Genomic DNA, 26732 nt, shown 5'->3' with positions numbered 1-26732 from the left:
CACACCGTGAGCCTAGCGCGTTAGGAGGCGCATGGCTCTGGTAGATCGTCCAGCAGATGCGCGATTCTGCTGGAAGTCTGCACAGACGAGCCGGGCGATGGCGAGACGGAGGGCTGAGTCCGGGGCGCATTCCAGAAGGACTGACCCGCTCAGCAGCGCGGCATCACAGGCCTCGGAGTCGGCAGGCAGGAAGGCCTCGATATCCCCCGTCGGACCAAAACGCTGCCAGGCCTCCCCCAGTTGCGTTCGGGGCGAGCGCCCCACCGATGAACGCCGGACCTTGTTCAGCACTACCCGTGGGGCGGCGTCCGGAACGGCTTGAGCCAGCTCGGCCAAACCCCTGACGAGGCGCGGCATACCGATTGCGTCGGCCGCCCCGACCGCAATGACCTCATCTGCGACCTCAAGGCTCCTGAGGGTTGCCGCGTTGCGCCGCGGGGCCATGGAATCAAAACTGAGTTCCTCGTCCGCTTCGAGGCAGAAGCCCGTATCGACCACGACCATGTCAGCCTTCTCCCTTGCCCGTTCGAGAACCTTCGACAACGCCGAAGCCCGAAGCTCAATCCAGCGGTCCGCCCTTGCGGTACCTGTGAGCACACGGAAAGAACCGCTCTTTGTGAACACCTCAAGACTCGCCCTATCCAGGGCGGCATCGTCCAGGACCCCTTGGTCGGCCATCCTGCACGCTTGTGCGAGTCCGGCCGACTCATCCAGGAGCCCCAGCAGGACCGACACACTGGCACCGTAGGTATCCGCGTCAACCAGGACGACAGATTTCCCCGTGGCCGCAAGCTCAGCGGCAATGTTCACGGCCAGCAAGGTGCGGCCCGGCGAGCCCGCCGGCCCCCACACGGCAAGTATGCGCCCTGCCCCGGATGCTGCTGCCGTGGTCACCGAGGCGGTCGCGGCTGCCCGCACAGGCGCCCGTGACACCGCATCAGAGAATCCCGCATGGAGGACCGTCTGCACAGAAAATCGGTCCTGCACGCTGTCAACGGCGTCAGTGATGCTGGAGGCCAGCGAGCGGGCATCAATCGCCAGCGGAGCCGGCACGACGCCAATGGAGCGGAGACGGGAGGCCTCCAGCGGATCATCCGTCAGGGCAACTATCGAGACACCGGCAGCCTGCATCCGCTCCACGAGAGTACCCGTCAACTCGCCGCTGCCTTCGGCAACAACTGCTGCGGCAGCAAGTCCGCTTTGACAGGCGGCGAGCAACTCCGCGAGCTCCGAGCAGCGGCGGACAACCGTGACGGGGCCACGCAGCCGCTCCAACCCGCTGACGATATCTTCCTGCCCTGGCCCGACAGTGACGACGGGAATGCTCACTTGGCCACCCCGGCAGGGTTCCAGACCACAGAAACGGCAGCTTCATTGGCCAGGGCGGCCAGCAACTTCGGCATCTGCTCATCGGTGACCAGCACGAGGACCACCGTCTCCTTTGCCGAGCCCAGGCCAGTGGATCCGGGCGTGATGTGGGCGATCTCCGCGCCGGGGAGCAGCAATTGGGGATCGCCAAAAGAACCCCCCGGGCCAGGCATGGCGACCCATACGTCCAGCCTTGCGCCGGGAACAGCCTGTGGCGGCAGCATTTCCTTGACGGAAACCGCGACCGGCTTTCGGTTCAGGTCGTCGGGCCGCCCCAGGCTCTGCCGGGGTAGCAGTTCACTCCTGGCCACCCGCTGCAGGGCTACCTGGCCGTCGGCAAGTCCACCGCCGACCGTGACATAGGCGGGCTCCACGTCATCGAGCCGGACATTGACCACTGCCAGGTCTTCAGCCGTGACGGTTTGGCCGACGGCGATGTCCTCCCGCGCAGCGTAGACCGGGATGGTCTTGTCAGCAGAAGATGTAACCGCAACCACGCCGGAAACGGAGAGAAGAACCAGCAGCACCCCGATTAATAGGCGGGGGTCTTTCCAGGACGGCTTCCTGAGCCTTACTGCCTCGACAGCCGCTCCCTGTTTCATGATCCACTCCCCCGGTAGGTTTACAGCACAACCCCTGCACCGCGTCCCATTCTGCTCGGCGAGATGATGCAAACCAAAGCAAAGGACGCGCAAATGTGGATAACTGCACCAAACAGGGACAACCGGTGGCAAAATAGTTCCATGCCCCGTTTTTTGACTCTGGCGGACGTCGCCGAACAGCTACAAATCAATTCCCCCCAGGCCTACGCCCTGGTTCGCAGTGGCGAACTCAAGGCCATCCAGGTCGGTGGGCGCGGCCAGTGGCGCATCGAAGAAAAAATGCTGGAACAGTACATCGAGGACCGCTATGCGGAGGCGAGCCGCATGATCGAGGAAGCCAAGGCCAAGTCGCACCAGCCTTCCCGATAGACCTCGCCCATCAGGCATGAAGCTCTCTCGATGAAAGGGCAAGCAGCGAACCGAAGGGAATCGTTACGACGGCCCTCACATCGTGTTCCCGCCGGACCTCGCCGCGACTCACGGTGAGATCGAAATGGTCCCTGCCGACCCGGTCAATCACACCGGTTACAACGCGTCCTTCGCTGCCGCTCCCGCTGAGGTGGGCATTGACATGTACCCTGTCACGGGCCAGTGCCCGCAGGCCGCTTGCCAACCCCAGATTTCCCGGGCGGGTGGACTGTTCCACTCTCCGCCCCAGATCCATCACGTACGTGACGGCCGCGTGTGGCACCAGCCATTGACGGGGACCATCGGCGAGCACCAGCGACTCACGTCCCACGTACCGAAGTTCGCCGTGCAGCCGCAGGCCGCCCTCAAGCACCAGCCCCATCACGTTATGGGTGGCTGCGCGAAGCCGGTCCGTCAACCCAACAGCCGCAATCTCCACGTGCGCGCGCCCGGATATCTCGGACTCGAGCCCGCGCATCTGCAGCGCGGCCATCTGGGATTCAAAATCCTCAAAGAGAGAGTCCCATCTCATCTTGATAGCCTAAGTGCCGTCAACACCAAAACCAACTCATTGCACACAAGACTTGTCATGATTGGACAATTCCAAACATCTGTGGTCAGAATGAGCCAAGAGTACTAAATGACATCAAATGACCACAGAGAGGCTCCCGTATGCGCCGAGCAATGCCCGTCCACCGCGATGCTGCCATGGCCGGGACAGTCCTCCTGTTGGGCATACTGCTCGCTGCTGCCGGCCGGATGCTCCTGGGCCGGTCGGGAATGATGGAACACCGCAACGACATTCCCTTTGATCAACTTCTGGGCGTGGTCGCCAGCCTGACGGGAGTCATCATCGTGGTGTGGTGGCTGCTGTCGTTCACCCTTGCCTTGGTCGCGGCACTGCTGCATCGAAAGGGCCGTGCAGGCACAGCCGCGGCGAAATTCAGCCCCGCGTTCATGCTCCGGCTGGCTGTGGCCTTGGTTGGTTTGAACCTGGCGGGTCCCGCGGCGGCGGCCATCGCTGCGACAGCACCGGAACCTGCATGGCATCCGCAGCCCCACACCTCGGCATCCGTGGCATGGCAACCCGGCATCGGCCCAGAGGCAACCTCCGCGTCCCCGTTGAATCAGGACGATGCCCGGCAGTCCTTACCCACGGTGCCGTTGCCGGGATGGAAACCGGATCGGATCGTCGAAGAAACAGGTCTGCTCAGCCGTACGGGTTCACGGGCTGCAGAACCGGGTACCGTCGGCCGGTCCGGAGTTGTAGTCCGGGAGGGCGATTCGCTGTGGACCCTGGCCTCTGCGCATCTCGGGCCCCTGGCCACCGATGCAGAAGTTGCCCTTCACTGGCCCAAGTGGTTTGCGGCCAACCGGTCAATCATCGGAGACGATCCCACGAAGCTTCTGCCGGGCCAGGTTCTGCAGCCTCCGTCGCTCTCCTAGGCGACCCTCCAGACTCCGTTCCGTACCGGACACCGCCCACTCAGGGGCAGTGTCTTGCCCCCACAAAACCAACCAGAGTCATCCCAGACGTAGCCATCAGAACCGGCGTCGCCCACGCCACGGTTCACACTGCGAACGCATGAGGATCGACCATGACCGTTGGAACAGCCAGCCGCACTACCAGCCGCACGAGGCCCAAAAGGCCTCCTACTCATCACGGTTCGCCCGCCCCCGGGATAGATATCAGGCTGGTGGCCAGGAGCATTGCCCAGGCGGCGGTGGAGGTTTTGGCAGGGACCCGCCCGATTCAGCAGTTGGCCAGATCCATGAATGCGGAATGTTTTCTGTCGTTGCAGCAGCGGGCAGCGCTCACACGGGAACACATGGCCCGCAACCGCACTTCCTGCCAAATTCACCAGAGCCCGATGGTTCGCTCTGTGCGCGTCTGCAGCATCTCGGAGACCATCCACGAGGCCGCAGTCGTCGTGTCAGAAGAACAACGGTCCAGGGCGATTGCCATGAGGTTGGAGCATCAGGAAGGCATGTGGCAGGTCACTGCCCTGGAAATTGGCTAGGAACAGAACAGGCCCGGCACCGAGTGTTCGGTGCCGGGCCTGCTCCATGGTTCAGGTCAGCGGCGCTTCTTCTTTGTTTGTTTCCGTTGGTCCTGGGCCGCTGCCTTGGCAGGATTGCCTGATCGGCCTGCGCTCCGGCCTTCAATGCGCGTTTGCGTTGCTCCATCTTCCCCGGGCGCGGTGTACTGCAATTGCGCGGGCCTCTCGGGGGCTTCCAGTCCTGCTGCCCGGATCTGCGGGTCGTGGTGTTCGGTATGGATGCCGGCAGGACTGTCGTCCGTCACAACCACGTCTTCGGCCGGGGTCACCTCGACCTCAAGGTTGTACAGGAAGCCGATGCTTTCCTCACGGATGGCTTCCATCATGCTCTGGAACATCACAAAGCCTTCGCGCTGGTACTCCACCAGTGGATCACGTTGTGCCATGGCCCGCAGGCCGATGCCTTCCTTGAGGTAATCCATCTCATAGAGATGTTCCTGCCACTTCCGGCCGAGCACGGACAGGACGACCCGGCGCTCAAGCTCGCGCATACTTTCAGAACCGATCGCCTCCTCGCGTGCCTGGTAGACAAGCTTCGCGTCGGAGAGGATTTCGTCCCTGAGGAATTCGGCGGTGACCTTGGACCTGCCGCCGGCTTCGTCAATGATGTCCTGGGCCGTGATGGTGGCCGGGTAGAGAGTCTTCAGGTTGGCCCACAACTGGTTGAAGTCCCAGTCGTCGCCGGTACCCTCGGCCGTAGCGGCGTCGATCAGGGAGTTGATGGTGTCTTCCAGGAAGTACTGGACCTTCTCATGGAGGTCATCACCTTCGAGGATCCGCCGACGGTCGCCGTAGATGGCTTCACGCTGGCGGTTAAGGACGTCATCGTACTTGAGGACGTTCTTCCGTTGCTCCGCGTTGCGGCCCTCCACCTGGCCCTGTGCGGAGGCAATCGCACGCGAAACAAGCTTCGATTCAAGTGCGACATCGTCCGGAACGGAGCTATTCATCAGCCGTTCTGCCGCGCCCGAGTTGAACAGGCGCATGAGGTCATCCGTCAACGACAGGTAGAACCGGGATTCGCCTGGGTCGCCCTGACGGCCGGAGCGGCCACGCAACTGGTTGTCGATCCGCCGGGACTCGTGGCGTTCGGTTCCGAGGACGTAGAGACCGCCAAGGTTGAGGACTTCCTCGTGCTCGTCCTTGACCGCTTGCTTGGCCTCGGCCAGCGCACCAGGCCAGGCGGCCTCGTATTCCTCGGAGTTTTCCTCGGGGTCCAGACCGCGTTTGGCCAGTTCGGCGATGGCCGTGAACTCCGCGTTGCCGCCGAGCATGATGTCGGTACCGCGGCCTGCCATGTTGGTGGCCACGGTGACGGCGCCCTTTCGGCCAGCCTGCGCCACGATCGATGCTTCACGCGCGTGGTTCTTGGCGTTGAGTACCTCGTGGCGGATCCCTTCCTTGGCAAGAAGCTTGGAAAGATACTCGCTCTTCTCGACACTGGTAGTGCCCACCAGGACCGGCTGTCCCTTTTCGTGCCGTTCGGCAATGTCCTGGACCACGGCGTCGAACTTCACGACCTCGTTCTTGTACACAAGGTCCGGCTGGTCGATGCGCTGCATGTCGCGGTTGGTCGGGATCGGAACAACGCCAAGTTTGTACGTACTCATGAACTCGGCGGCTTCGGTTTCCGCCGTACCGGTCATTCCGGACAGCTTGCTGTACATGCGGAAGTAGTTCTGCAGCGTCACGGTGGCCAGTGTTTGGTTCTCAGGCTTGATTTCGACGTTTTCCTTGGCCTCAATGGCCTGGTGCATGCCTTCGTTGTACCGGCGACCGGCAAGGATACGGCCGGTGTGTTCGTCGACAATCAGGACTTCACCGTCAAGGATCACGTAGTCCTTGTCCCGTTTGAAGAGTTCCTTGGCCTTGATGGCGTTGTTAAGGAAGCCGATCAGGGGCGTATTGGCGGACTCGTAGAGGTTCTGGATGCCGAGGTAGTCCTCCACCTTTTCGATGCCGGCTTCGAGGACACCGACCGTGCGCTTCTTTTCGTCGACCTCGTAATCGACCTTGGGTTCCAGCCGCTGAACCACCTTGGCGAATTCGCTGTACCACCGGTTGGTGTCTCCCTGGGCAGGGCCGGAGATGATGAGCGGCGTACGGGCTTCGTCGATCAGGATGGAGTCGACTTCGTCCACGATGGCGAAGTGGTGGCCGCGCTGCACAAGTTCGCTGGCATCCCATGCCATGTTGTCGCGGAGGTAATCGAAGCCGAACTCGTTGTTGGTGCCATAAGTGATATCAGCGGCATACTGCTGGCGCCGGACTGCGGGGTCCTGGTTTGCGAGGATGCAGCCACTCGTGAGGCCCAGGAACCGGTAGACGCGACCCATCAGCTCGGACTGGTATTCGGCGAGGTAGTCGTTCACCGTGACCACGTGCACACCCTTGCCTGTGAGGGCGTTAAGGTATGCGGGGGCCGTGGCCACCAGGGTCTTGCCTTCACCGGTCTTCATTTCGGCGATGTTGCCCAGATGCAGTGCCGCACCACCCATGAGCTGGACGTCGAAGTGGCGCATGCCGAGTGTTCGCGACGATGCCTCACGGACGGCGGCAAAAGCTTCCGGCAGCAAACTGTCCAGGCTTTCACCGTCCTGGTGGCGGCTGCGCAGCCGGTCCGTCTCTTCACGGAGTTCGGCGTCGGAGAACGTCGTGAAGGAGTCTTCCAGGGCATTAATGGAATCGGCATTGTTCCGCAGTTGCTTGAGTGTTTTTTTGTCACCCGTGCGGAGAAGTTTTTCGATTAGTGATGCCACGTGAAATTGCTCCCAGTCTCATGCTGCCGAATTCTGGCTGTTTCAGTCTACGGGAGAGACCAACGCCACGTTGTCCGGTTTCCCTGACAGCGGACTGCGGAGTTCCAGATCATCCCCAGGGCTGACGCTCCGCCACGCCACCTCCTCCGCGAGGGCCGCAGAGAGATCGCCCACGGGCCAAACCTCAACGTCTTTCAGTCCCAGCCATGCGGCCATGAGCCAAAGCTCGGCGGAAAGTTCGACGGCGGTATCCGCCGGGGCTGTTGGCTCACCGTGGGCGGAACGGACCAGGAGACGGCCTGCACTGCGGTCGGCTTTGAGATCGACTCTGGCAACGATGCTGTCCCGCAGCAGGAAGGGCAGGACGTAGTAACCAAAGCGCCGCTTGGCTGCCGGTGTATAGATCTCGATCCGGAAGTGGAAGCCGAACAGTTCCTCCAGCCGCCGTCTCTCGAAAACCAGGGAGTCAAAGGGGCTAAGGAGGGCCCGCGCCTGCGCTTTTCGCGGGAGCCGCGACAAGCAGTGCCGGAAAACCTCACGATCCCAGCCCTTCACCTCCACGCGTTCCAAGCGCCCTGCGTCGAGCAGCCGCCGCACAGAATCCGCGGAGGCTTTCAAGGGCGTGCGGAAGTAGTCGGCGAAACAGCGCACAGTACCAATCCCATGGGCCCGGGCGGCCGCTTCAATGAGACGGTCAAGCGATTCGTCGTCCGTGCAATGGCGGGTACGTTCTACCTGGACCACCCGCGAAGCGAGGGTATACCGGCGTTCGAATTGTGGAGTGCGGGACGCAGCCGACACGCGCCCTTCCTCGAACAAATGCTCAAGGACGCGTTTGACGATATTCCAGTTCCAGCCCCAGTTGTCCCGGTTCCCGACTTCTTCATGCCCAAGCCTTGCCGTCAGTTCCGAGGCCGTCAGGGGACGGCTGGCCGCGAGGGTTGCCAGGATCTGCTCTTCCATGTCCAGGCGCACCGCTGGGTCCATCCGGTGGGCACCGACCCACGAGCGGCGCTGCCACTGCAGGAGGTCGTGGAAGTGTTCCGGCAGGATAAAACTTGCCTCGTGCGCCCAGTATTCGATCATCCTCCGCGGCTTGCGGCCGGCCATTGCTTGGAGAATGGCGGTGTCATAGTTGCCCAGCCTTGAGAAGAAGGGCAGGTAATGGCTTCTTGCCAACACATTGACGGAGTCGATCTGCACAAGGTTGAGCCGGGCAAAAGTCCGGCCCACCGCCCGCGGGGTCACGGGGCCGGTGGGCCGGGCTGTTGCGAGTCCTTGGGCTGCCAATGCGATCCGCCGTGCCTGCTGGAGGCTCAGCGAAGCGGTCATGGGGGTCCTTTCACTCGGTTGGCATTCTCCTATTTTGCGCTGGCTGCCTGGTCGTCAGAGCGGTAGGCGTGGATTTTCTCCTCCACGGCTTCGACTCCGGGCTCGCACGTTGAATCGAGAGTGATCACTCCGTAGGTCCAGCCGCTTCGCCGGTACACCACGGAGGGGGCGTTGGTTTCCTTATCGAGGAAGAGGTAGAAGTTGTGGCCCACCAATTCCATGTTGTCCACGGCGTCGTCCAGCGTCAGCGATGCAGCCGGGAAAACCTTACGCCGGATCAGAACCGGCGAGTCACCCGCCGGGATGTCATTTTCAATGTCATACGGGGACCGCTCGTCCGCCAGGGCCTGCGGTTCCTGGTGATTGGAGGATTCCGCGTAAATGGGCTCACTGGTACTTGCGGGTTCAAGGGATGCCGTTGCTTCCCGAACGGCTTTGGGCGTGTGGCGCCCGTGGTGCACCTTCTTCCGGTCCTTCGCGCGGCGAAGCCTCTCCAACAGCTTGTTGTACGCGAGATCGAAGGCAGCAAATTTGTCAGCGGCGGTGGCCTCTGCACGGATAACGGGGCCGCGGCCCAGAACAGTTACTTCAACGGTGAGCTGGCCCGGGGTTTGCCGGGGATTGGTCTCCTTGGAAACCTTGGCGTCTACTCGCTGAACTTTGTCCCCCAGCGATTCAATCTTTGAGATTTTTTCGCCGGCGTATTCGCGAAAGCGGTCAGAAACTGTCAGATTTCGTCCGCTGATCATGAACTCCATGGTGCCCTCCAAATAACTCAGGTGACACGACAACGACGCTGTTGGGGGCCGGTCTGACAGACAGTCGAGCCCCTTTCCGAGCCGCTATCGACAGGTACAACTTTTCTTGGTACCCACATCCGACGTTAGTTCATCGGCACGAGTTATTCACCCTTTAGCAACTTATTTTTTGATTGAGTCTTAACCACCGTTTCGGTGTCGACCGGGTTGCCCTGGGAGGCGTAGGCTGGTGGCCTCGTGGCCGCCAACACCACGGCTCCGCAGACGATACCTCCGGCTTCCGAGACCGCCCGGGCAGCTTCAGCAAGTGTGGCCCCTGTGGTCAGGACGTCGTCCACCACCAGGCATCTGCGCCCACTGATCCTGCCCCGGCTGCGGCGCCTCACGCGCATGGATCCACGGACCTTCCGCGCCCGCTCCCCCCGGGCCAGGCCTTTTTGCCCCTCCGCGTGCATTGCCGGTGCGCCGCCTTTGCGCAAGACCCCCGCCCGGTTTCGCAAGAAGTCGATAGCAAGTGCGGGCAACGCCCCGGCCGGCTTCTCCAGGACGTCGGCAATGCCAAGGTTGGTCAGCATTCTCCGGCGCCGCAAGCTGCCCAGGAGTACATGGACCGGACTGAATCCGCGGCGCCGGAAGGCAGGGCCGCTGCTGGGAACCGGTACCAGCAGGAGTCCATGCCCGGATCCGATGGCAGTACGCAGGGCGTTGCCGAGGCACACCGCGAGAACGCCTGCAAGCCGCCACTGCCCTGAGCGCTTGAAGGAAAGAATCGCCTGGGCCAATTCGTCGCGGTATGCACCGGCAGCCACGACGCCGAGCTTGACTGAGCCATCCGTTTCCACCAGGGCGGGAGCCTGCTGTTCTGCCCTGAACGGAGACTTGCACAGCAACCTTATGCGGCGGGCACATGCGGCACAGAGAACGGTGTCTTCAACGCCGCAACATATGCAGTCCACGGGAAACAGCAGTGCCGCCACCTCGGCCCAGGCTTTGAGGAACCCGTGGAGCATCCGCCCCGGACCGGCCCTGGCCACGGCCCGGCGCCGTGGGGCCCGCGGATCAGCCGCCGTAAGGTCCGGATCCGGCGGACGGAGTGGCAGTGCCGGCAATCCGGCAGGCAAGGTTGGCATTGTCCAAGCATCGCCGGTGGCCCGGCCCCGCAGAAGCCACCAGGTGCGCTATGTGGACAACGGGACCCAGGCTACCCCGGGAACGCTGGTTCAGAAGGACCCTTCAGCTGCAGTTCCCAACCGTTGCCGACGCGCTGGAAGACACCGTCGGCCGACTGTCCGTAGATTTGTTCCGACCCGTTGCCTGCGCTGAGGTAGGTAAGCCCATCCCAGGGGGCCAGCTGTTGAGGCTCTCCGGACGCCAGCGACAACAGTTCCGGAACGACCGTCCCCGAGGCGGAGCCTGCCATCACCGCGACCGTTGAACCATTGACCCAGACACCTTGATCCGGAGATGAGGAACTGAAGAGGGTCAGCGGGCCGGTGAGATCCTTTGGTGTGCCGTCTGAATTCCGCACGATGCCGGTCACCTGTACCAGTGTCTTGCCGTTCACTTCGGATATGACCAACGCCCGGGCACCTTCCCGGGAGACACGAAGGTCTTTCACCGTCCGTCCGGACAACCAAGCCGGCGCCATGGTGACAGTCGGTACGGCCATCCCGGGCGCAACCCCGGTGGGCTTGAATGCCACCAGTTCGCTGCCGCCTCCGGCAGCCGGACGAGCCGTCCAGATCCAATCATGCGGGCTGAACGACGGACCGGTCAGTGTGCTTCCCGTGGTCAATTGGCGGGGAGGTTGTCCCGGTTCAATGGAGTACAACGCGTTCTTCTCACCGTTGAGGAACGCAATGGTCTGGGACACGGGCGATTCGGCAGGGGTACGGGGACCCAGTGCGGCCACGGACTGGATATCCGGCAGTGGCGACACCCGGTTGTTCTCATAGCGGACGAGGTCCCCGTTGTTCACGGCCACCTGCCGGGCGGGGACCGTCTTGTCCACTACCGGTGGCAGGACGGAGCCGTTGTCCTCGACCCGGACCAGGTCCTGGTCGGCCCGCAGTTCCACGCTGATCACATCCGGCTGGCTCCTGAACGTAAGGGCCAGCTGGTTCTGCATCCGTTGCCGGTCTTCGGCGGATGCGTTGAACAGTTCCCGCGCCGACAGATCGACCTGGGCGGAGCCTGACACCACCGGGACAGATTCACGGGTCAGTTTCATGCCGGAGGGAAAGGCGCTCACGACGGCACCGCGAAGATAGGGGGCCGGACCGGCCAGCAGGGCACTCGTCATTGATTTGACGGTGTTCTTCTTGATGAACCAGCGGTAGTCGGGCACAGCGTAGGTGAAGGTCGGGTCGTAGAAGTAGATCGGGAACGGCCCGTAGATCACCTTGAAGGTCTCCTCGGGTATGGCGGTTCCGTTGGGAAGCTTCGATATCCGCCATTCACCATCCACCTGTTCCAGGGTGACGGGAATGGTCTCCTTGGTGCCTGCCGGGTACTGCGTGGCCACACCGTCGGCGTCCACCGAGTAGGCAAGGTCCAATTCGTAGAGGTACTCGTTTTCAATGGCTGTCTTGACCACTTGGGCTTCCCGGAAGACGATGGCCCGCTCGTCGGGTTTCCAGGTCACGGACTGGGCCTGGGTCAGGTACTGGCGTGCCACGGGGTAATCGTCTTCGTATCCGCTTCCAGCCATGTAGAAGTCCTCTATGACCGATTCCGGGCTGGCACCCGGTCGCGGTGCCGCAGGAAAGAACACGGGGGCGTTGGCATTGCCGGCGCCCTCGTCCTGGCTCTTGCCTACTGGCCCGGAACGGGGTATCTGGGCGCAGGCCGCGAGCAGCAACATCAACACGGCCACCACAGCGGCCAAGACAGGACGGGCAAGGGTCCTCATAGTGCGCCGCCACCTTCTTCGCTGCCCGCAGCGGGACGCCCGCGATCAACCTTGGCCTCCGGCCGTGCAACATCGGCGCCGAGGACCAGCATCTGCCGTTCACCGGCTGACCCCGGCAGTTCGATATCGGCCGGCTCAAGCTGCAATGGAGACTTCTGGATGGTCCCGCCCTGGCGCAGCGGCAGCGTGAGCCGGAAATTGGAGCCGGCCCCCTTTCGCCCCCACGCCTGCAACCAGCCGTTATGCAGCTTGGTGTCCTCGGCCGCAATCGACAGACCTAGGCCACTGCCGCCGGTAGTCCTTGCCCGCGCCGGGTCTGCGCGCCAGAAGCGGTCGAACACCCGCGCCGCCTCAGCGGGGGTCATGCCGATACCGTGGTCGCGCACCGCTACGGCAACGGCTTCCTGGTTGGCGGCAACGGAAATATGCACAGGCCTGCCCTCCCCGTGTTCCAGCGCGTTGAGCAAAAGGTTACGCAGGATGCGGTCGATGCGCCGGGAGTCCATTTCGACGACGATGCTCTTCTCCCGCGCGTTCAACCGCACCTCCGAGCCATACTCGGCAGCAACTGGAGCCGCGCCTTCCATGACATGGGAAATGACCTGGAAAATGTCCTGCGGCTCGGCGTCCAATACGGCAGCCCCGGCATCGAACCGGGAAATTTCCAGCAGATCCGACAGCAACGACTGGAATCGTTCCACCTGATGGTAAAGGAGCTCGGCGGACCTCTTGTTCATCGGGTCGAACTCTTCCCTGGCGTCGAAGAGCACTTCGGCTGCCATCCGTACCGTGGTCAGCGGCGTACGGAGCTCATGGGAAACGTCGGAGACAAAGCGCTGCTGCATCTGGGACAGGGTCGCCAGCTGCGTAATCTGCTCCTGAAGGCTTGCGGCCATGTGGTTGAAGGAGGCACCAAGCCGGGCGACTTCATCTTCACCCTTGACCACCATGCGTTCCTGGAGCTGGCCGGCCGCGAGTTTCTCCGAGACCACGGCCGCATGGCTGACGGGACTCACGACGTTCCTGGTGACGTACCAGGCAATGGCCCCGATCATCAGCACCAGCGCCGCACCACCGGCCCACAAAACGTTCTGGATCTCATCCAGTGTTTTCTGGGCAGTGTTGAGGTCGTAGATCAGGTAAAGCTCGTACATCGTGCCGTTGAACGTGACCTTGTTGCCCACCGCGATGCCGGGCCGGTCCTCATTGCCCACGGGGAATTCCATCGAAGCCCAGAACTGCTGCTTGCCGCCTTCCTGGACGGCCTTCCGCAGTTCAGGCGGGATGACACGCACGGTCAGCTGGTCGGAAGCACGCGATTCGACCCAACGGTTGCGGGGCTTCGTCTGTTCCGGCACTGCTTCGAACACGTAGCGGCGCTGGATGACCGACCCCCGGCCCTCCACGGCAGTCAGGGTGTCGTACACCAACGTGATGACGCTGGACTGGTCGGTGACCTGGGCGCCGTCGAACGTGTCCTGCACCTGCTTGACGTTAAAACGGGACTCCGACTCGGCCTGTGCCAGGCGTTCCTGGAAGAGGTTGTTGGCGATCTGGTTCGAAAGGTAGGCACCCACGATCGCGAATGAGGTAACTGCGAGCAGGAGGGTAGTCAGGACCGTCCTGAATTCCAGCGACCGACGCCAGCGCTTGAGGAGTGAACGCCACAGGAGGCGCAGGCCCGGCCTGATGTGCCGTACACCGGTCCCGACGAGGCGCGAGACCCGCAGGAACAGGATCAAGCCACGGCGCGTCCAGATCCTGGTCCGGGTCAGCAACCATGCGACGTTGTGCTTGCCGTTGCCGCCTCCCGAAGGCGAGTGCTCCGGCGTCGGGCGTTCCGGCGTCGCAGGAGTCGTTCCGCTGCCCGCAGGACGCCCGGAAACGCTGTCCGCTTCATCGCCGGTCGAGTGGCCGGCTGCAGACTCAGGAACCTGCTTTGTACCCGACACCGCGCACCGTCAAGACGACTTCGGGCGCTTCCGGATCGCGTTCAATCTTGGAGCGCAAACGCTGGACATGGACGTTCACCAGGCGGGTGTCCGCGGCGTGGCGGTAGCCCCAGACCTGTTCAAGGAGAAGTTCGCGGGTGAACACCTGCCACGGCTTGCGGGCCAGGGCCACCAGGAGATCGAACTCCAGGGGCGTCAGCGAGATGCGTTCGCCGCCGCGCGTCACCATGTGCCCTGCGACATCGATGGTGACATCGGCGATACGGAGCGTTTCAGGAGCCTTCTGCTCTCCCGGCCTCAGCCTTGCACGGACGCGGGCCACCAATTCGGCCGGTTTGAACGGCTTGGGTACGTAGTCGTCGGCGCCCGATTCGAGGCCCCTGACGACATCCGACGTGTCGGACTTTGCGGTGAGCATGACGATCGGCACATCGGACTCGCCACGGATCTGCCGGCACACTTCGATGCCGTCCGATCCGGGAAGCATAAGGTCAAGAAGCACCAGGTCCGGCTTGCTGGAACGGAAGACCTCCAACGCCTGGCCGCCGTCTGCGCAGAACACCGGCTCGAAGCCATCATTGCGCAGGACGATGCCAATCATCTCTGCCAGGGCTTCGTCGTCGTCTACTACCAGAATGCGTGCCTTCATAGTTATATGTTCCCTTATCGCCAAGCCTTTGTCCTGTTGGGCAGTGCGCACGGCATGGCGTCCTCCCCGGGGCACTTCCACCGTACTGCACGTGCCCGTGGAGGCGTGTTTGGCACCCTGTCCGGGACCTGGATGCCGGCTTTTGATGACACCAGCGCACGGGACTATGAGCGATGACGCCGGGACTATAGGCTGGGGCCAAGGTCCGTATGGGGGACCCCGGATGTCAACGGACCGCGTCCGATGGGGAGGAAAGCGTGTCAGAACCAGAGCACGGCCGCCAGCCACATCCCGGTGGCCAGCCGGGGTGGGACCAGCAGCCGCAGTGGGGGACGCCGCCCGCCTGGCAAGCCCCTCCGCCGTGGGGCCCGCAGGCCGGGACTCCCCCGCCGGGCGCTTGGCAGCCGGGACAGCCCGGACCGGGCGCTCCCCAGCCGGGACCCTTCGGATATGGCCAGCCCCGCGGAGGCTGGCAAGGTGGAGGCCAGCCGGGTGGAGGCTGGCAAGGTGGCGTCCCCTACGGCCAGCCACTCTATGTGGCCCCGCCCAAGCCCGGCATCATCCCTTTGCGGCCTTTGCAATTGGGCGAGATCCTGGACGGTTCCTTCCAGACCATCCGCCGCAACGCTGCGGCAATGTTCGGTTCGGCCCTGCTGGTCCAGGCCCTGGCAGCCGTGCTGGCGGGTGTTGTCACTGTCGGCATGCTGCAGTTAGTGGGAACACTGGAGGCCGTCGAGAGCAACGCTGATCTTGAGGAGGCCATGGGCCCCTTCCTTGCCATGATGGCCGCTTTCTCAGGCATCTCGATCCTGGTCGGTTTCCTGGGCGCCGCGCTGCAAGGGGTTCTGGCGGTTCCGGTGGCCAGGTCGGTCCTCAACCGGCGCACTGGCTTCAAGCAGATGTGGAAGCTGGCCGGAAAGCGCATCGGCCCGCTGCTGGGCGTGGCCGCGCTCCTGGTGTTTGGCGGTCTCCTGGTGGCCGCTGCATTCGTTGGAATCGCCATCCTGTTGTTCACCGGCATGGGTCCTGCCGGCATGCTGGTTGTCTTCCCCCTGGGACTCGGGGTGTTCATCCTGTTTCTCTGGATCGCTTTGAAGCTGATGTTTGCCCCCGCGGCCATCGTCGTAGAGCGTCTTGGCGTCTATGCCGGCTTGCTCCGTTCCTGGCAGCTGACGCGGAACAACTGGTGGCGTATTTTTGGCATCACGCTCCTGGTGGCTTTGATGGTGGGCCTCGTTGCCCAGGTCGTCCAGATTCCTGTGTCCCTCGCCGCCGGCGGCATCGGCTCGGTGGTTTCTCCTCATCCGGACATGGAGACCCTGACCTCGGCAATGATCATCACCACGCTGATCTCAACGGTCGTTGGCGCGTTGGTGGGTTCAGTGACCTTTGCCTTCCAAACCTCCGTTTCCGCCTTGATCTACATGGACCTCCGCATGCGCCGCGACGGTCTGGACGTTGAATTGTTGCGGCTGATGGAGACAGGCGCCGACCCCGACGGCATTCCGGGCAGCCCCACGTCCTCCCTGGGGGGGCCTGCCGTAGGCCACCCGTTCGGGCCACGGCCTTCGGCATGACGGTTCCAGTTCCCTGCGGCCTCCTCCGAATGATTCCGCTGGAGCCGCCGGTTACTCCTGACCGTGAAGAAGCCCGCCGCTGGGCGGAAGAGGAACTGTCCAAACCGCAGTATCCAGCAGCCCAGCCCACGTGGCTGCAGCAGATGTGGCGCGACTTCCTGGACTGGCTCAATTCCTTGGAGTTTGAAACCGGCAGCGGCGGCAATCCTGCCGTGCCGATCATGATTGCCGTCGCCGTAGTCCTGATTGTGGTGGCGGTCCTTGCGGTCAGGCCGCGCCTTAACGCGCGGAAGAGGCCGACGGCGACCGGCCTGTATGGTGACGATCCGGCCGTTGACGCCGCTGCCTACCGCCGCCGTGCACTGGCTGCAGCGGACGACGGCGACTGGCCGGCCGCCGTCGTTGAGCAGTTCCGCGCTGTGGTCAGGTCAGCGGAAGAACGCGACATCATCGAACCGCGCCCGGGTCGCACGGCTGATGAGGCAGCGTGGCAGCTCGGCCAGGTTTTTGGCACGGTCCAGGAAAGGCTGGACTCGGCCGCCGGCCTGTTCGACGCCGTCCGGTACGGGGACCAGCCTGCCGTGCGGGGCGACTTCGACTCCCTCCGCCGGCTCGACGAGGACCTCGGTGCCATGGTTCCTGACTTCTCCGAACAGGACCGCCACGGATTCGCGGTGCCACGATGACGGCAGTAGACCAACAGCAAGCAGGCCGGGCGCAAAAACCCGCCACGTCCGAGGCGTCCGGGTTCCGCGGGTGGGCGCGCAAAAGGGCGGCTTGGATCGCTATCGGATTGGTCTTTCTGGCCCTGGTGACGTACCTCGCCGTTGGGCAGTTGTCTGCCCCGGATGATGCGCGTCCGCTTTCAGTGCGTAATCCTGCGCCGGATGGCGGCATGGCGGTCGCCGAGATCCTGGGCCGGCAGGGTGTGCGGGTCACACCGACGGACACATTGCCCGATACCTTGGCTCAGCTGTCTCAGAAGGAAGATCCGGTTCTGTTCCTTTCCGATCCCCGGGGATTCCTGGATCGGTCCCAACTCGAGGAGTTGCGTGCCGCGGCCGAAAAGATCGTAGTGGTCGGCCCCAGGCTCCGCACCCTGGCCGGGCTCGATCCGGCGTTCGGACCCGGCGGCGTTGTTCCTGAGGCGGTGACTGTTCTTGAGCCGCAGTGCCGCGAGGATGATCCGGCAGCGGCCGGCCCGGTGTCAGCCCAGGGTCCTGTCTATACGGGGCCCGTGGTGTGCTACTCCATCCGGCCGGGCGCAGCCGGACTGTACGCCACATCCGCGGACGGCAGCATCGTGGTGCTAGGCAGCTCCGGACTGGTTGACAACGGGCACTTGGCGCTGGAAGGCAATGCGGCCCTGGCGCTGCGCACCCTGGGCAGCGGCCCAGAGCTGGTGTGGTACCTGCCGGGGCCCTCGGACATGTCCACTGACCGATCGGCGCCGACCCTCAGCGAGTTGGCGCCGCCCTGGCTGGCTTTCCTTGGGCCGTGGCTTGGAGTGGTGGCAGTCCTGACGATCCTGTGGCGTGGCCGCCGCCTGGGGCCGTTGGTTTTCGAGCCCCTTCCCGTGGTGGTCAAGGCAGCCGAAACGGCGGAGGGACGTGCCCGTTTGTACCAGGACTCGAGGGCCCTTGACCGTGCGGCCGATAATCTCCGGGCGGGCCTGCTTTCCCGCTTGGCCAAGCACTTCAACCTGGGGCCGGCGGCAACCGCAGGGTCGGTGGTGGACGCAGTGGCGGTCGCCGTGGGCAGGCCGGCACCGGAACTTCGCTCCATTCTGGTCGACTTCAGGCCGCAAACAGAAGGACAACTGGTCCAGTGGGCACAACAGATCGAACACATCGAACAGGAGGCGACGGCCCGATGAGCAGCCAGCCGAGCAACTTCACGGAGGATACGTACGGGTACCAGGGCTCTTCCCGGGTGCCAAGTGACGCACAGCCAGACCAACCGCGAAACCCCGGTCCACAGGGAAGCAGTCAAGCCGTTAGTCCTGCGCGGACATCGCTCCTGAAGGTCCGCGAGGAAGTGGGCAAGGCCGTTGTAGGACAGGATCCGACGGTCACGGGCCTGCTGATCGCACTCCTGTGCGGTGGCCATGTCCTGCTGGAAGGAGTCCCGGGAGTCGCCAAGACCCTGCTGGTCAGGGCTTTGTCCACCGCCCTGAGCCTCGAGACCAAACGCGTCCAGTTCACCCCGGACCTGATGCCCGGCGATGTCACCGGTTCCCTGGTGTACGACTCCCATACGTCGGAGTTCTCCTTCCGGGAGGGGCCGGTGTTTACCAACATCCTGCTGGCCGATGAAATCAACAGGACTCCGCCCAAGACCCAGGCCTCCCTGCTGGAGGCCATGGAGGAACATCAGGTCTCCGTGGATGGCGTGTCCCGGCCGCTTCCAGCGCCTTTCATCGTGGCCGCAACCCAGAATCCCGTGGAGTACGAGGGAACATACCCCTTGCCCGAAGCGCAGCTGGACCGGTTCCTTTTGAAATTGACCATGCCCCTCCCCGGCCGAAACGACGAAATCGAAGTGATACGGCGCCATGCTGCCGGCTTCGACCCGCGGGATCTTGCCGCCGCGGGTGTGCGGCCGGTGGCCGGTGCCGGCGAACTTGCCGAGGCCCGCGCAGCAGTGGCGGACGTATCAGTGGCCCCCGAAGTTCTGGCCTACATCGTCGATATCGTTCGCGCCACCCGGGCCGCCCCGTCGTTCCAGTTGGGCGTCTCCCCCCGCGGTGCCACGGCCCTCCTGAACACGTCCAAGGCCTGGGCCTGGCTGTCGGGGCGGACGTTCGTGACCCCCGACGACGTCAAAGCACTGTCCCTGCCCTGCCTTCGGCACCGGGTGGGCCTTCGCCCGGAGGCCCAGATGGACGGCATCCGGGTGGACGACGTCCTGGGCAGCATCCTCTCATCCGTCCCGGTCCCGCGTTGAGGCTTGGTGAACAGGCGGAGACGGAGGTGATTTGAGTGGCCATCACGGGCAGATTCGTCCTGCTTACCCTGTTGGGGCTGGCGCCCTTGGTGCTTTTCCCTTCGTGGACCACCGTGCTGATGATCGTCGGCGTGCTGCTGCTGGTGGTGGTCATTGACCTGTTGCTCGCGGTATCGCCGGCCAAGGTTGGCCTTACGCGACAACCCTTGGGGAGTGTCACCCTGGAGCACCAGGTGGACTCCGTGGTGACCATCACCAATGCCTCGGGCCGCACGCTGCGGGCCGTCGTCAGGGATGCCTGGCAGCCCTCCGCCGGGGCCCGGGCATCCACCCACCGCCTTGTCATTCCGCCCGGTGAACGCCGCCGGATGTCCGTGACTCTGGTGCCCCGCCGTCGGGGAGACCTCGAGTCCCCCCACGTCACCATCCGCTCCCATGGGCCCCTGCACCTGGCGGCACGCCAGCGTACGCGGCCGCTGCCGGGGCGGCTCCGTGTCCTCCCGCCGTTTCATTCCAAGCGCCACCTGCCCTCCAAGCTGCGTAAGCTGCGCGAGCTGGACGGCAAGGCCGCCGTCCAGATCCGGGGTGCCGGTACCGAGTTCGATTCCTTGCGCGACTACGTCCGCGGCGACGACGTACGGTCCATCGACTGGCGGGCCACGGCACGACGCACCTCCGTGGTGGTCCGCACCTGGCGCCCGGAGCGGGACAGGCGCGTTGTGATCGTCCTCGATACCTCCCGCACCGCAGCGGCGCGGATCGACGACGAACCACGCCTGGACACCGGGATCGAGGCAGCCTTGCTGCTGGCAGTCCTTGCTGAACGGGGCGGGGACCGGGTGGATTTCCTGGCCTATGACAGGATGCTTCGGGCCAGGGTGGAGTCGGCCGCCAAAGGCAATCTGCTGGGGCAACTGGTCCAGGCCATGGCCCCGTTGGAAGCCGAACTGATCGAACTGGACTGGCAGCAGATTCCGGGACAGGTCCGGGCGGTTTCCGCCCACCGCTCCCTGGTGGTGCTCTTGACGGCACTCGACGGCGGCGACCCTGCCGACGGGCTCCTCCCCGTGGTGGCACGCTTGGTCCAGCAGCACGTAGTGGTGGTTGCTTCGGTCCGGGATCCCCTGCTGACGGCCATGAAGGAAGAACGCGCCACGGCCAGCCAGGTTTTCCGGGCAGCCGCTGCCGAGCGGAGCCTGCTGGAACGGGCTGCTGTCACCGCCCAGTTGCGGCAGCTTGGCGCGGAAGTAGTGGACGCCGATCCGCTGGACGTTCCACCCTTGCTGGCAGACACGTACATCCGGCTGAAGGCCGCCGGACGATTGTAGGAAGGACGGATATGAGTACCCCCATTTACCGGCTTGCCCTGGGCAGCGGGTTCGACGACCTCGCTCCTGAGCTGCAGGAGTATTTCTCGTTGGCTGCAGGTTCGGGAAGCTATGGCATCGGTGAGGGTGTCTTCGACGTCGTGGGATGCAGGCAACGGTGGTTGCGGCCACTGCTGGCCTTGACCGGCCACGAGGAAGCGTTCTTTCCGGAGTACGGCGAGCACATCCCCTTCCGGATCGAAAACCACGCCCATGTGGATCCCTTCGGCAGGCCTGCCCTGACTGCCCGCCGCGAGATTTATTTTCCGTCCGGCACGCGCCTCTTCCACGATACAACCAGCGCCATCACCGGAAACCCACCTGACGACCGGGCCCGGCTGGTGGACCATCTGGGCCGCTACCGGCGCCTGGCCACCGACCTTGAGGTCAGCGTCACTCCGGAAGGCAGGCTGCGGGGCGTGTCAAAGGCCAGCCGGCTGTTCCTTGGTCCACTGCGGATAGCCCTTCCGGAACTCCTTGATGCCCGGGCCTACGCAGAGCAATGGTACGACCGCGAAGAAGGGAAGCACCGTATCCAGGTCAAGGTCATCCAGCCCCAGATCGGTCTGGTGCTTGTTTATGCCGGCCGCTTTGATTACCGGTTGGTCCCCTACCTCCCGGGGTCGGCGCCAGGGAACTCGCTTCCCCGCTACGCAGAACCTGACCGATGGGAGCAGCGCGTCTAGCCCTGGGCCAGCTGGTCGAGGCCGTCGGCGACCTGTGTGAGCCGGACGAGGACCTCTTTGGCGGTCGACGGCGGCAGGTGTGCCAACCCTGTGGCTGGAGTGACGCGGAGCCCGCTGAGCAAGGATGCCGGGAGGCCGAGCTGACGCCACGGGCGCCAGATGGTGTTGACGATATCCGCAGTGCGCGGCAAGGGGCCCTCCGTCGCCATTGCGCCTGCCCACACCCGTTTTCCCGCTTCCGCGGCTGCTGCGAGCTGTTCCCACTGCCGGGTGGTCAGGGCCTTGAGGGGAACGGCGACTCCGTCGGCGCCGGCCGACAGGATCCGCTCGATCGGAGCCTCGATCTCAGGGACGGAAATAACGGTTTCGACGGCGCCGGCTGACTTGAGTGCCTCCACCACCAACCGCCATGCTCCGGTGACTTCCTCCCCGGCAATGGACCGCAGCGTCCGGTAACCACTCGCCGTCGGGATGGTGCCGGCCATGACGGCCGCAATGTCCGGTTCATCCACCTGCACCACGATGCGCGCACCAGGCACGGCCGCCGCAAGGCGCTGGAGGTGGCTGCCGACGCCGGCGGCGAGCGACTCCGCGATGTCCCGCCGTGCACCGTAGTCGAGGAGGGAGCGCTCGCCATTGTGCAGGTAAAGGTTGGCCGCCAGTGTCAGCGGACCAACGAACTGGACCTTCAGTGTGGTGGCCTGGGCGTCCTCGGCCCCCGCGATGTCGGCCAGGACGTTGATGTCGGACGCCAGGAGGGAGCGGGCACGTTGTTCGTCCTTTCCCGGGCGGTCCACCAGCCGCCATCCGTGCGGCTGCACATCGACGGCAAGGTCCACCAGCAGGGCACTCGTCCGGCCGACAGCGTCGGCACCCACCCCGCGGTCCGGAAGCTCTGGAAGGAACGGCAGATGAGGATCGCCGAGCTCGCCCCGGACTGTCCGGACAGCTTCGGCATGGTCGGTGCCGGGCCAGGTGCCCAGCGCCGTAGCGGACGCGCGCTCGGGAGCGGGCACGGGAATTCCGCTGGACGGGTTTGTCTGCTCCGCCACGGGCTACGCCTGCTGGCTGGAAATCTGGTGATCCTCGGCAATGGCCTCGTGGTGGCGGATCACTTCGCTGATGATGAAGTTCAGGAATTTCTCGGCGAAAGCCGGATCAAGGTGCGCATCCTCGGCGAGGCGCCGCAGCCGCGCAATCTGGGCGGCTTCGCGCCCGGGGTCTCCTGCCGGGAGTTTGTGGGTAGCCTTCAGGATCCCCACTTTCTGGGTCGCTTTGAAGCGCTCGGCCAACAGGAAAACAAGCGTGGCGTCAATGTTGTCGATACTGGACCGGATGGACAGGAGCTCATCCATGATGGCGCTGTCCACCTGGCCGGCCAGGGAGCTTGCTGCCGGGTTGAAGGAAGGGACGTCATCCGGGAGGGCATTGTTCTGCTCGGTCATGAGTCCCAGTCTAGGGTCTGGGCGCACACAGGCGCGGGTGTTACCTGCAGCCCCACCGGGTGCCGGCAGTCCGCCCCATGACAGGAACGGACCGCCGGACGGGCCGGGTGTCAGCCGCCCAACAGCGCGCGGTGGGCCTCCCGCCGTCGTGCTTGTTGTTCCGGGTCCGGAACCGGCAGTGAGGCGATCAGCCGCTTGGTGTAGTCGTGTTGCGGCGACCCCATGACGTGGTTTCCGATTCCCTGCTCCACCAAACGTCCCTTGTACAGCACGCCAACCCAATGCGAGAGCATGTCCACCACTGCGAGGTCGTGGCTGATGAACAGTGCCGCGAACCCGAATTCCTCCTGGATGTCCTTGAATAGGTCCAGGACTTTCGCCTGGACTGACACGTCCAGCGCGGAGGTGGGCTCGTCGGCGATCAGGAGGCGCGGATTCAGGGCCAGGGACCTGGCCAGGGACGCACGCTGCCGCTGACCTCCGGACAGTTCATGCGGGTAGCGTTGGGCGAACGACGCCGGCAACTGGACTGATTCGAGCAGCCGGCCGACCGCCTTCCGCGCCTCCTCAGGACGCGGCCGGGTATGGATGAGCAGCGGCTCTGCAATGCATTCCCCGATGGTCAGGTGCGGGTTGAAGGACGCGGCGGGGTCCTGGAAAACGAAGCCGATATCCTTGCGCAGCGGCCGGAAGGTACGCTCCCGGAAATCCAACATTTCGTAGCCCAGGACCTTCAGGCTGCCGCCTGTCACGCGGGTCAGCCCGGCGATCGCCCTCCCGAGCGTCGACTTACCCGAACCGGACTCCCCCACCAGGCCGTAAACCTCATTGGCAGAGATCGTGAAATCAACGTTGTCCACGGCTTTGAAGCCGTGGCGTCCGAACCGGGCCGGATATTCGATGGTCAGGTTCTTTGCCTCGACCAACACCTCTCCGTCCTGATGGAGCCGGGTACGGGCTCCCTCTGACGCCGAGTTCCGGCCCAGGTGCGGGACTGCTGCCAGGAGATTCCTGGTGTACTCCTGCCGGGGTTCGGCAAACAGCACGCGGGAGGTTGCTTCCTCAACGACGTCTCCCTGGTACATGACCACCACCCGGTCGGCGAGGTCGGCCACCACGCCCATGTTGTGGGTGATCAGCACAATGGATGTCCCGTAGTCATCCCGCAAGTCCCTCAGCAGTTGCAGGATCCCGGCCTGGACGGTGACGTCCAGCGCCGTGGTCGGCTCGTCTGCCACAATCAATCCCGGGTTGAGCGCCAGCGCCGCGGCAATGACTACCCGCTGCTTCTGTCCGCCGGAGAACTGGTGCGGGTAGTAGTCGACCCGGGTTTCGGGATCGGGAATGCCGACCTTCCGCAGCGCCTCCGTTGCGCGCTTCCTGGCTTCCTTTGCCGAGACCCGGTGGCCGTCTGCCGCATGGGCGCGGATGCCTTCAGCGATCTGCCACCCGACAGTAAACACAGGGTTCAGGGCGGTGGACGGTTCCTGGAACACCATAGCCACATCCCGGCCACGGATTTTCCGCAGCGTGGAGGGTCCGACGCTGATGACGTTGCTCCCATTGATCACCACGGCGCCTGAGCTGACGGCCGTTTCGGGGAGGAGACCGAGGATGGTTTTGGCCGTGACGGTCTTGCCGGAACCGGACTCGCCCACGATCGCCACGACTTCTCCGGCTTTGACATCCAGGCTGACGTCCTTCACGGCGTGGACGTCACCACCGTCCGTGGCAAAAGTGACCTTGAGGTGTTGGATGTCCAGGACGGCGGGGGCAGCCCCGCGGTCCGGCACGATGACGGGATCGACGCTCATGCTGTGCCTTCCTGTGCAGTGGGTGCCGTGGAACCGGCCCGTTTGCGTCCCCGGATCCGTGGATCGTTGAGATCGTTGATGCTTTCGCCCACCAGCGTCAGCCCCAGCACGGCCAGCACTATGGCCAGGCCCGGGAAAACTCCTGTCCACCAGATGCCCGAGGACGTGTCGGCCAACGCTTTGTTCAGGTCGAAGCCCCATTCGGCGGCGGAGGTGGGTTCGATGCCGAAGCCCAGGAAGCCAAGCCCCGCCAACGTGAGGATGGCCTCCGAAGCGTTGAGGGTGAACATCAGGGGCAGGGTCCGGGTGGCGTTCTTGAAGATGTGGCGGCCGATGATCCGGACGCTTGATGCGCCCAAAACCTTGGCGGATTCCACGAACGGCTCGGCCTTGAGGCGGATGGTCTCAGCCCGGATCACCCTGAAGTACTGGGGCACGAACACCACGGTGATGGAAAAGGCACAGGAGAAGATCCCGCCCCAGAAGCTCGACTGTCCGCGGCTGACCACAATGGAAATGACGATCGCCAGCAGCAGTGTGGGGAAGGCGTAGATGGCATCCGATACCACCACCAGGATCCGGTCCAGCCACCCGCCGAAGTAGCCGCTGAACAGGCCCAGGGCCACGCCAAGGAACAGCGACATGGCCACAGATACGGCGATCACCGTGACGGCTGTCTGCGAACCCCACAGGACGCGGGACAGGACGTCGTAGCCGCCAACGGTGGTTCCGAGCAGGTGCTTGGGTCCCGGCGCCTGCTGCGTGGGGAACGATCCCGAGCTGTCGCTGAGCTGGGAATAGCCGTAGGGCGCAAGCAGTGGGGCGAGGATGCTGGTCAGGAGGAAAAGTCCCGTGAGGATGACACCTGCCACCAGCATGCCGCGTTGGAGTCCCACACTCTTGCGGAGATGGGACACCACCGGGAGCCGCGATCCAAGGGACCGCTTGGGAGCCGTGAGTTGTGGGGTTTCCATGGTCAGTACCTCACTCGCGGGTCGATCAGCGCGGCGATGATGTCCACGATGAAGTTGGTGACGGCGACGATCACGGCAAGCAGCACCACGATGCCCTGCACGGCGACGAAGTCCCTGGCGTTGAGGTACTGCACCAACTGGTAGCCCAGGCCTTTCCACTCAAAGGTGGTTTCGGTCAGGATGGCTCCTCCCAGCATGAGGGCGATCTGCAGGCCCATGACGGTGATGATGGGGATCAGCGCCGGCTTGTACGCATGCTTCGTCAGCAGCCTGTACTCGCTGACGCCACGGGAGCGACCGGCCTCCACATAGTCCTTGCCCAGCGTTCCGATCACATTGGTGCGGACCAGGCGCAGGAAGACGCCGGCCGTCAGCAGCCCCAGGGCAACAGCGGGAAGGACTGCGTGCGAGGCGATGTCACCAAAAGCGGTGAAGTTGCCGCTGCGCAGGGCATCCAGCCAGTAGATCCCGGAGGGCGCGGCAAGATTGCTCATGGCCAGTTCAGTCCGCGTGGACGCCCTCCCGGCCACCGGAAACCACCCCAGCCACACCGAGAAGGTCAGTTTGAGGAGGAGCCCGGAGAAGAACACTGGTGTCGCATAGCAAAGGATGGCAAAGATCCTGAGGACTGCGTCGGAGGCCTTGTCCCGGTGCTGGGCGGCAATGAGCCCGAAGGGAATTCCCACGGCGAGCGCGACGATCAGGGCATTGATGCTCAGTTCCAGTGTGGCAGCGCCGAAGGTGAACAGGACTTCGACCACCGGACGGCGGTCCGTGATGGTGGTGCCGAAGTTGCCTGTCAGCAGCTGGCCCAGGTATTCGAAGTACTGGACCAGGATGGGCCTGTCGTACCCGGCCTCATGGATCCGCTGTGCAAGGACGTCCGGGGGCAACCGTCCGCCCTGGGCAGCGGTGATGGGGTCGCCGATGACCCTCATCAGGAAGAAGACCAGGGTCACCAGGATGAAGACCGTGGGGATGATCAGGAAGAACCTGACCACGATGTATCTGCCCAGTCCTCCACCGGGCCTGGATTTGCTTTTGGGGGCCACGACGCCGGGTTCGGCATCGGGTACGTCTACGAGTGTTGTCATTGTTGCCTATGGCTCCTGCCCGTGGGTTGC

General features: G+C 64.1%; 24 protein-coding genes. 9 read left to right on the top strand and 15 right to left on the bottom strand.

Annotated elements, in window-relative coordinates:
* Positions 1-12: 12 nt before the first annotated feature.
* Positions 13-1329 carry an AAA family ATPase gene (locus ACSVIE_RS08205; RefSeq protein WP_442423538.1) on the bottom strand — a complete coding sequence of 439 codons (1317 nt, stop codon included), beginning with the start codon at positions 1327-1329 and terminating at the stop codon, positions 13-15.
* Positions 1326-1970, bottom strand: coding sequence for an SAF domain-containing protein (locus ACSVIE_RS08200; RefSeq protein WP_426003323.1), 645 nt, complete (start codon positions 1968-1970; stop codon positions 1326-1328). Before ACSVIE_RS08200 ends, ACSVIE_RS08205 begins: the two co-directional genes overlap by 4 nt.
* Before the next feature lie 141 nt (positions 1971-2111).
* On the opposite strand from ACSVIE_RS08200, the gene ACSVIE_RS08195 reads away from it, so the two are divergent.
* The gene (locus ACSVIE_RS08195) at positions 2112-2339 is read left to right on the top strand and encodes a helix-turn-helix domain-containing protein (protein ID WP_442423537.1); all 228 of its coding nucleotides are present in this window, start codon (positions 2112-2114) and stop codon (positions 2337-2339) included.
* A gap of 10 nt (positions 2340-2349) precedes the next feature.
* Here ACSVIE_RS08195 and ACSVIE_RS08190 read toward each other — a convergent pair whose 3' ends face one another.
* A complete protein-coding gene (locus tag ACSVIE_RS08190) occupies positions 2350-2910 on the bottom strand; it encodes a hypothetical protein (protein ID WP_426003325.1) in 561 nt (186 codons plus the stop codon).
* Positions 2911-3050: 140 nt separating this feature from the next.
* Between ACSVIE_RS08190 and ACSVIE_RS08185 the strand changes: the two genes are divergently transcribed.
* Both ACSVIE_RS08185 and ACSVIE_RS08180 read left to right on the top strand, forming a co-directional pair.
* Positions 3051-3824: a LysM peptidoglycan-binding domain-containing protein gene (locus ACSVIE_RS08185; RefSeq protein WP_442423536.1), complete on the top strand. Its 774-nt coding sequence runs from the start codon at positions 3051-3053 to the stop codon at positions 3822-3824.
* A 152-nt stretch (positions 3825-3976) separates the two neighbouring features.
* Positions 3977-4399, top strand: coding sequence for an Rv3235 family protein (locus ACSVIE_RS08180; protein ID WP_426003328.1), 423 nt, complete (start codon positions 3977-3979; stop codon positions 4397-4399).
* Positions 4400-4455: 56 nt separating this feature from the next.
* Here the strand turns inward: ACSVIE_RS08180 and secA are convergent, their stop codons facing one another.
* From secA to mtrA, 7 genes are all read right to left on the bottom strand, one after another.
* Positions 4456-7197, bottom strand: a complete 2742-nt coding sequence (secA, locus tag ACSVIE_RS08175) for a preprotein translocase subunit SecA (protein WP_442423535.1) — start codon at positions 7195-7197, stop codon at positions 4456-4458.
* A gap of 42 nt (positions 7198-7239) precedes the next feature.
* Entirely contained in the window at positions 7240-8529 is a 1290-nt protein-coding gene (locus tag ACSVIE_RS08170; protein WP_442423534.1) for a winged helix-turn-helix domain-containing protein, read from the bottom strand.
* 29 nt (positions 8530-8558) lie between these two features.
* Positions 8559-9287 (bottom strand): ribosome hibernation-promoting factor, HPF/YfiA family, encoded by a 729-nt coding sequence (gene hpf / locus ACSVIE_RS08165; protein ID WP_426003332.1) that lies wholly within the window; start codon positions 9285-9287, stop codon positions 8559-8561.
* A gap of 143 nt (positions 9288-9430) precedes the next feature.
* Positions 9431-10417, bottom strand: a complete 987-nt coding sequence (locus ACSVIE_RS08160; protein WP_426003334.1) for a ComF family protein — start codon at positions 10415-10417, stop codon at positions 9431-9433.
* A 71-nt stretch (positions 10418-10488) separates the two neighbouring features.
* Entirely contained in the window at positions 10489-12198 is a 1710-nt protein-coding gene (locus ACSVIE_RS08155; protein ID WP_426003335.1) for an LpqB family beta-propeller domain-containing protein, read from the bottom strand.
* Positions 12195-13976, bottom strand: a complete 1782-nt coding sequence (gene mtrB / locus ACSVIE_RS08150; RefSeq protein WP_442423613.1) for an MtrAB system histidine kinase MtrB — start codon at positions 13974-13976, stop codon at positions 12195-12197. Before mtrB ends, ACSVIE_RS08155 begins: the two co-directional genes overlap by 4 nt.
* A gap of 148 nt (positions 13977-14124) precedes the next feature.
* Entirely contained in the window at positions 14125-14799 is a 675-nt protein-coding gene (gene mtrA, locus ACSVIE_RS08145; RefSeq protein ID WP_426003336.1) for an MtrAB system response regulator MtrA, read from the bottom strand.
* A 257-nt stretch (positions 14800-15056) separates the two neighbouring features.
* Here mtrA and ACSVIE_RS08140 point away from each other — a divergent pair, with 257 nt between their 5' ends.
* Genes ACSVIE_RS08140 through ACSVIE_RS08115 form a run of 6 tightly spaced genes read left to right on the top strand, consistent with a single transcriptional unit; the run spans position 15057 to position 21375 of the window.
* Positions 15057-16376, top strand: a complete 1320-nt coding sequence (locus tag ACSVIE_RS08140; protein ID WP_442423533.1) for a DUF7847 domain-containing protein — start codon at positions 15057-15059, stop codon at positions 16374-16376.
* On the top strand, positions 16373-17062 hold the full coding sequence (locus ACSVIE_RS08135) for a DUF4129 domain-containing protein (protein WP_442423532.1): 690 nt from the start codon (positions 16373-16375) through the stop codon (positions 17060-17062). The genes ACSVIE_RS08140 and ACSVIE_RS08135 overlap by 4 nt, the downstream gene beginning before the upstream one ends.
* Positions 17059-18252, top strand: a complete 1194-nt coding sequence (locus ACSVIE_RS08130) for a DUF4350 domain-containing protein (RefSeq protein WP_442423531.1) — start codon at positions 17059-17061, stop codon at positions 18250-18252. The genes ACSVIE_RS08135 and ACSVIE_RS08130 overlap by 4 nt, the downstream gene beginning before the upstream one ends.
* Complete coding sequence (locus ACSVIE_RS08125; RefSeq protein ID WP_426003342.1) at positions 18249-19322, top strand: AAA family ATPase; 1074 nt, start codon at positions 18249-18251, stop codon at positions 19320-19322. The genes ACSVIE_RS08130 and ACSVIE_RS08125 overlap by 4 nt, the downstream gene beginning before the upstream one ends.
* Before the next feature lie 35 nt (positions 19323-19357).
* Complete coding sequence (locus ACSVIE_RS08120; protein WP_442423530.1) at positions 19358-20650, top strand: DUF58 domain-containing protein; 1293 nt, start codon at positions 19358-19360, stop codon at positions 20648-20650.
* 11 nt (positions 20651-20661) lie between these two features.
* Positions 20662-21375, top strand: coding sequence for a DUF4166 domain-containing protein (locus tag ACSVIE_RS08115; RefSeq protein WP_442423529.1), 714 nt, complete (start codon positions 20662-20664; stop codon positions 21373-21375).
* Here ACSVIE_RS08115 and ACSVIE_RS08110 read toward each other — a convergent pair.
* The 5 genes from ACSVIE_RS08110 to ACSVIE_RS08090 all read right to left on the bottom strand — a co-directional run bounded on the left by ACSVIE_RS08110 (position 21372) and on the right by ACSVIE_RS08090 (position 26702).
* The gene (locus tag ACSVIE_RS08110; RefSeq protein ID WP_442423528.1) at positions 21372-22427 is read right to left on the bottom strand and encodes a hypothetical protein; all 1056 of its coding nucleotides are present in this window, start codon (positions 22425-22427) and stop codon (positions 21372-21374) included. The two genes, ACSVIE_RS08115 and ACSVIE_RS08110, sit on opposite strands and share 4 nt — an antisense overlap.
* A gap of 3 nt (positions 22428-22430) precedes the next feature.
* Positions 22431-22820, bottom strand: coding sequence for a chorismate mutase (locus tag ACSVIE_RS08105; protein ID WP_426003347.1), 390 nt, complete (start codon positions 22818-22820; stop codon positions 22431-22433).
* A 110-nt stretch (positions 22821-22930) separates the two neighbouring features.
* On the bottom strand, positions 22931-24634 hold the full coding sequence (locus ACSVIE_RS08100) for a dipeptide ABC transporter ATP-binding protein (RefSeq protein ID WP_426003349.1): 1704 nt from the start codon (positions 24632-24634) through the stop codon (positions 22931-22933).
* Positions 24631-25608, bottom strand: coding sequence for an ABC transporter permease (locus tag ACSVIE_RS08095; RefSeq protein WP_442423527.1), 978 nt, complete (start codon positions 25606-25608; stop codon positions 24631-24633). The genes ACSVIE_RS08100 and ACSVIE_RS08095 overlap by 4 nt, the downstream gene beginning before the upstream one ends.
* Before the next feature lie 2 nt (positions 25609-25610).
* Complete coding sequence (locus ACSVIE_RS08090) at positions 25611-26702, bottom strand: ABC transporter permease (RefSeq protein ID WP_442423526.1); 1092 nt, start codon at positions 26700-26702, stop codon at positions 25611-25613.
* Between the last annotated feature and the right edge of the window lie 30 nt (positions 26703-26732).

Source organism: Paenarthrobacter sp. NCHU4564, assembly GCF_052156435.1.
Lineage (GTDB): Bacteria > Actinomycetota > Actinomycetes > Actinomycetales > Micrococcaceae > Arthrobacter.
Note: the sequence above shows the minus strand (reverse complement) of the source record. Positions and strands in the feature narration are given on the sequence as shown.

Coding starts and splice junctions, on each gene's coding strand:
- ACSVIE_RS08170 (WP_442423534.1), bottom strand. CDS start 8,529: ATGACCGCTTCGCTGAGCCTCCAGCAGGCACGGCGGATCGCATTGGCA.
- ACSVIE_RS08160 (WP_426003334.1), bottom strand. CDS start 10,417: ATGCCAACCTTGCCTGCCGGATTGCCGGCACTGCCACTCCGTCCGCCG.
- ACSVIE_RS08180 (WP_426003328.1), top strand. CDS start 3,977: ATGACCGTTGGAACAGCCAGCCGCACTACCAGCCGCACGAGGCCCAAA.
- ACSVIE_RS08195 (WP_442423537.1), top strand. CDS start 2,112: ATGCCCCGTTTTTTGACTCTGGCGGACGTCGCCGAACAGCTACAAATC.
- ACSVIE_RS08125 (WP_426003342.1), top strand. CDS start 18,249: ATGAGCAGCCAGCCGAGCAACTTCACGGAGGATACGTACGGGTACCAG.
- ACSVIE_RS08200 (WP_426003323.1), bottom strand. CDS start 1,970: ATGAAACAGGGAGCGGCTGTCGAGGCAGTAAGGCTCAGGAAGCCGTCC.
- mtrA (WP_426003336.1), bottom strand. CDS start 14,799: ATGAAGGCACGCATTCTGGTAGTAGACGACGACGAAGCCCTGGCAGAG.
- ACSVIE_RS08115 (WP_442423529.1), top strand. CDS start 20,662: ATGAGTACCCCCATTTACCGGCTTGCCCTGGGCAGCGGGTTCGACGAC.
- ACSVIE_RS08155 (WP_426003335.1), bottom strand. CDS start 12,198: ATGAGGACCCTTGCCCGTCCTGTCTTGGCCGCTGTGGTGGCCGTGTTG.
- hpf (WP_426003332.1), bottom strand. CDS start 9,287: ATGGAGTTCATGATCAGCGGACGAAATCTGACAGTTTCTGACCGCTTT.
- ACSVIE_RS08105 (WP_426003347.1), bottom strand. CDS start 22,820: ATGACCGAGCAGAACAATGCCCTCCCGGATGACGTCCCTTCCTTCAAC.
- ACSVIE_RS08090 (WP_442423526.1), bottom strand. CDS start 26,702: ATGACAACACTCGTAGACGTACCCGATGCCGAACCCGGCGTCGTGGCC.
- ACSVIE_RS08135 (WP_442423532.1), top strand. CDS start 16,373: ATGACGGTTCCAGTTCCCTGCGGCCTCCTCCGAATGATTCCGCTGGAG.
- ACSVIE_RS08190 (WP_426003325.1), bottom strand. CDS start 2,910: ATGAGATGGGACTCTCTCTTTGAGGATTTTGAATCCCAGATGGCCGCG.
- ACSVIE_RS08100 (WP_426003349.1), bottom strand. CDS start 24,634: ATGAGCGTCGATCCCGTCATCGTGCCGGACCGCGGGGCTGCCCCCGCC.
- ACSVIE_RS08095 (WP_442423527.1), bottom strand. CDS start 25,608: ATGGAAACCCCACAACTCACGGCTCCCAAGCGGTCCCTTGGATCGCGG.
- ACSVIE_RS08185 (WP_442423536.1), top strand. CDS start 3,051: ATGCGCCGAGCAATGCCCGTCCACCGCGATGCTGCCATGGCCGGGACA.
- ACSVIE_RS08130 (WP_442423531.1), top strand. CDS start 17,059: ATGACGGCAGTAGACCAACAGCAAGCAGGCCGGGCGCAAAAACCCGCC.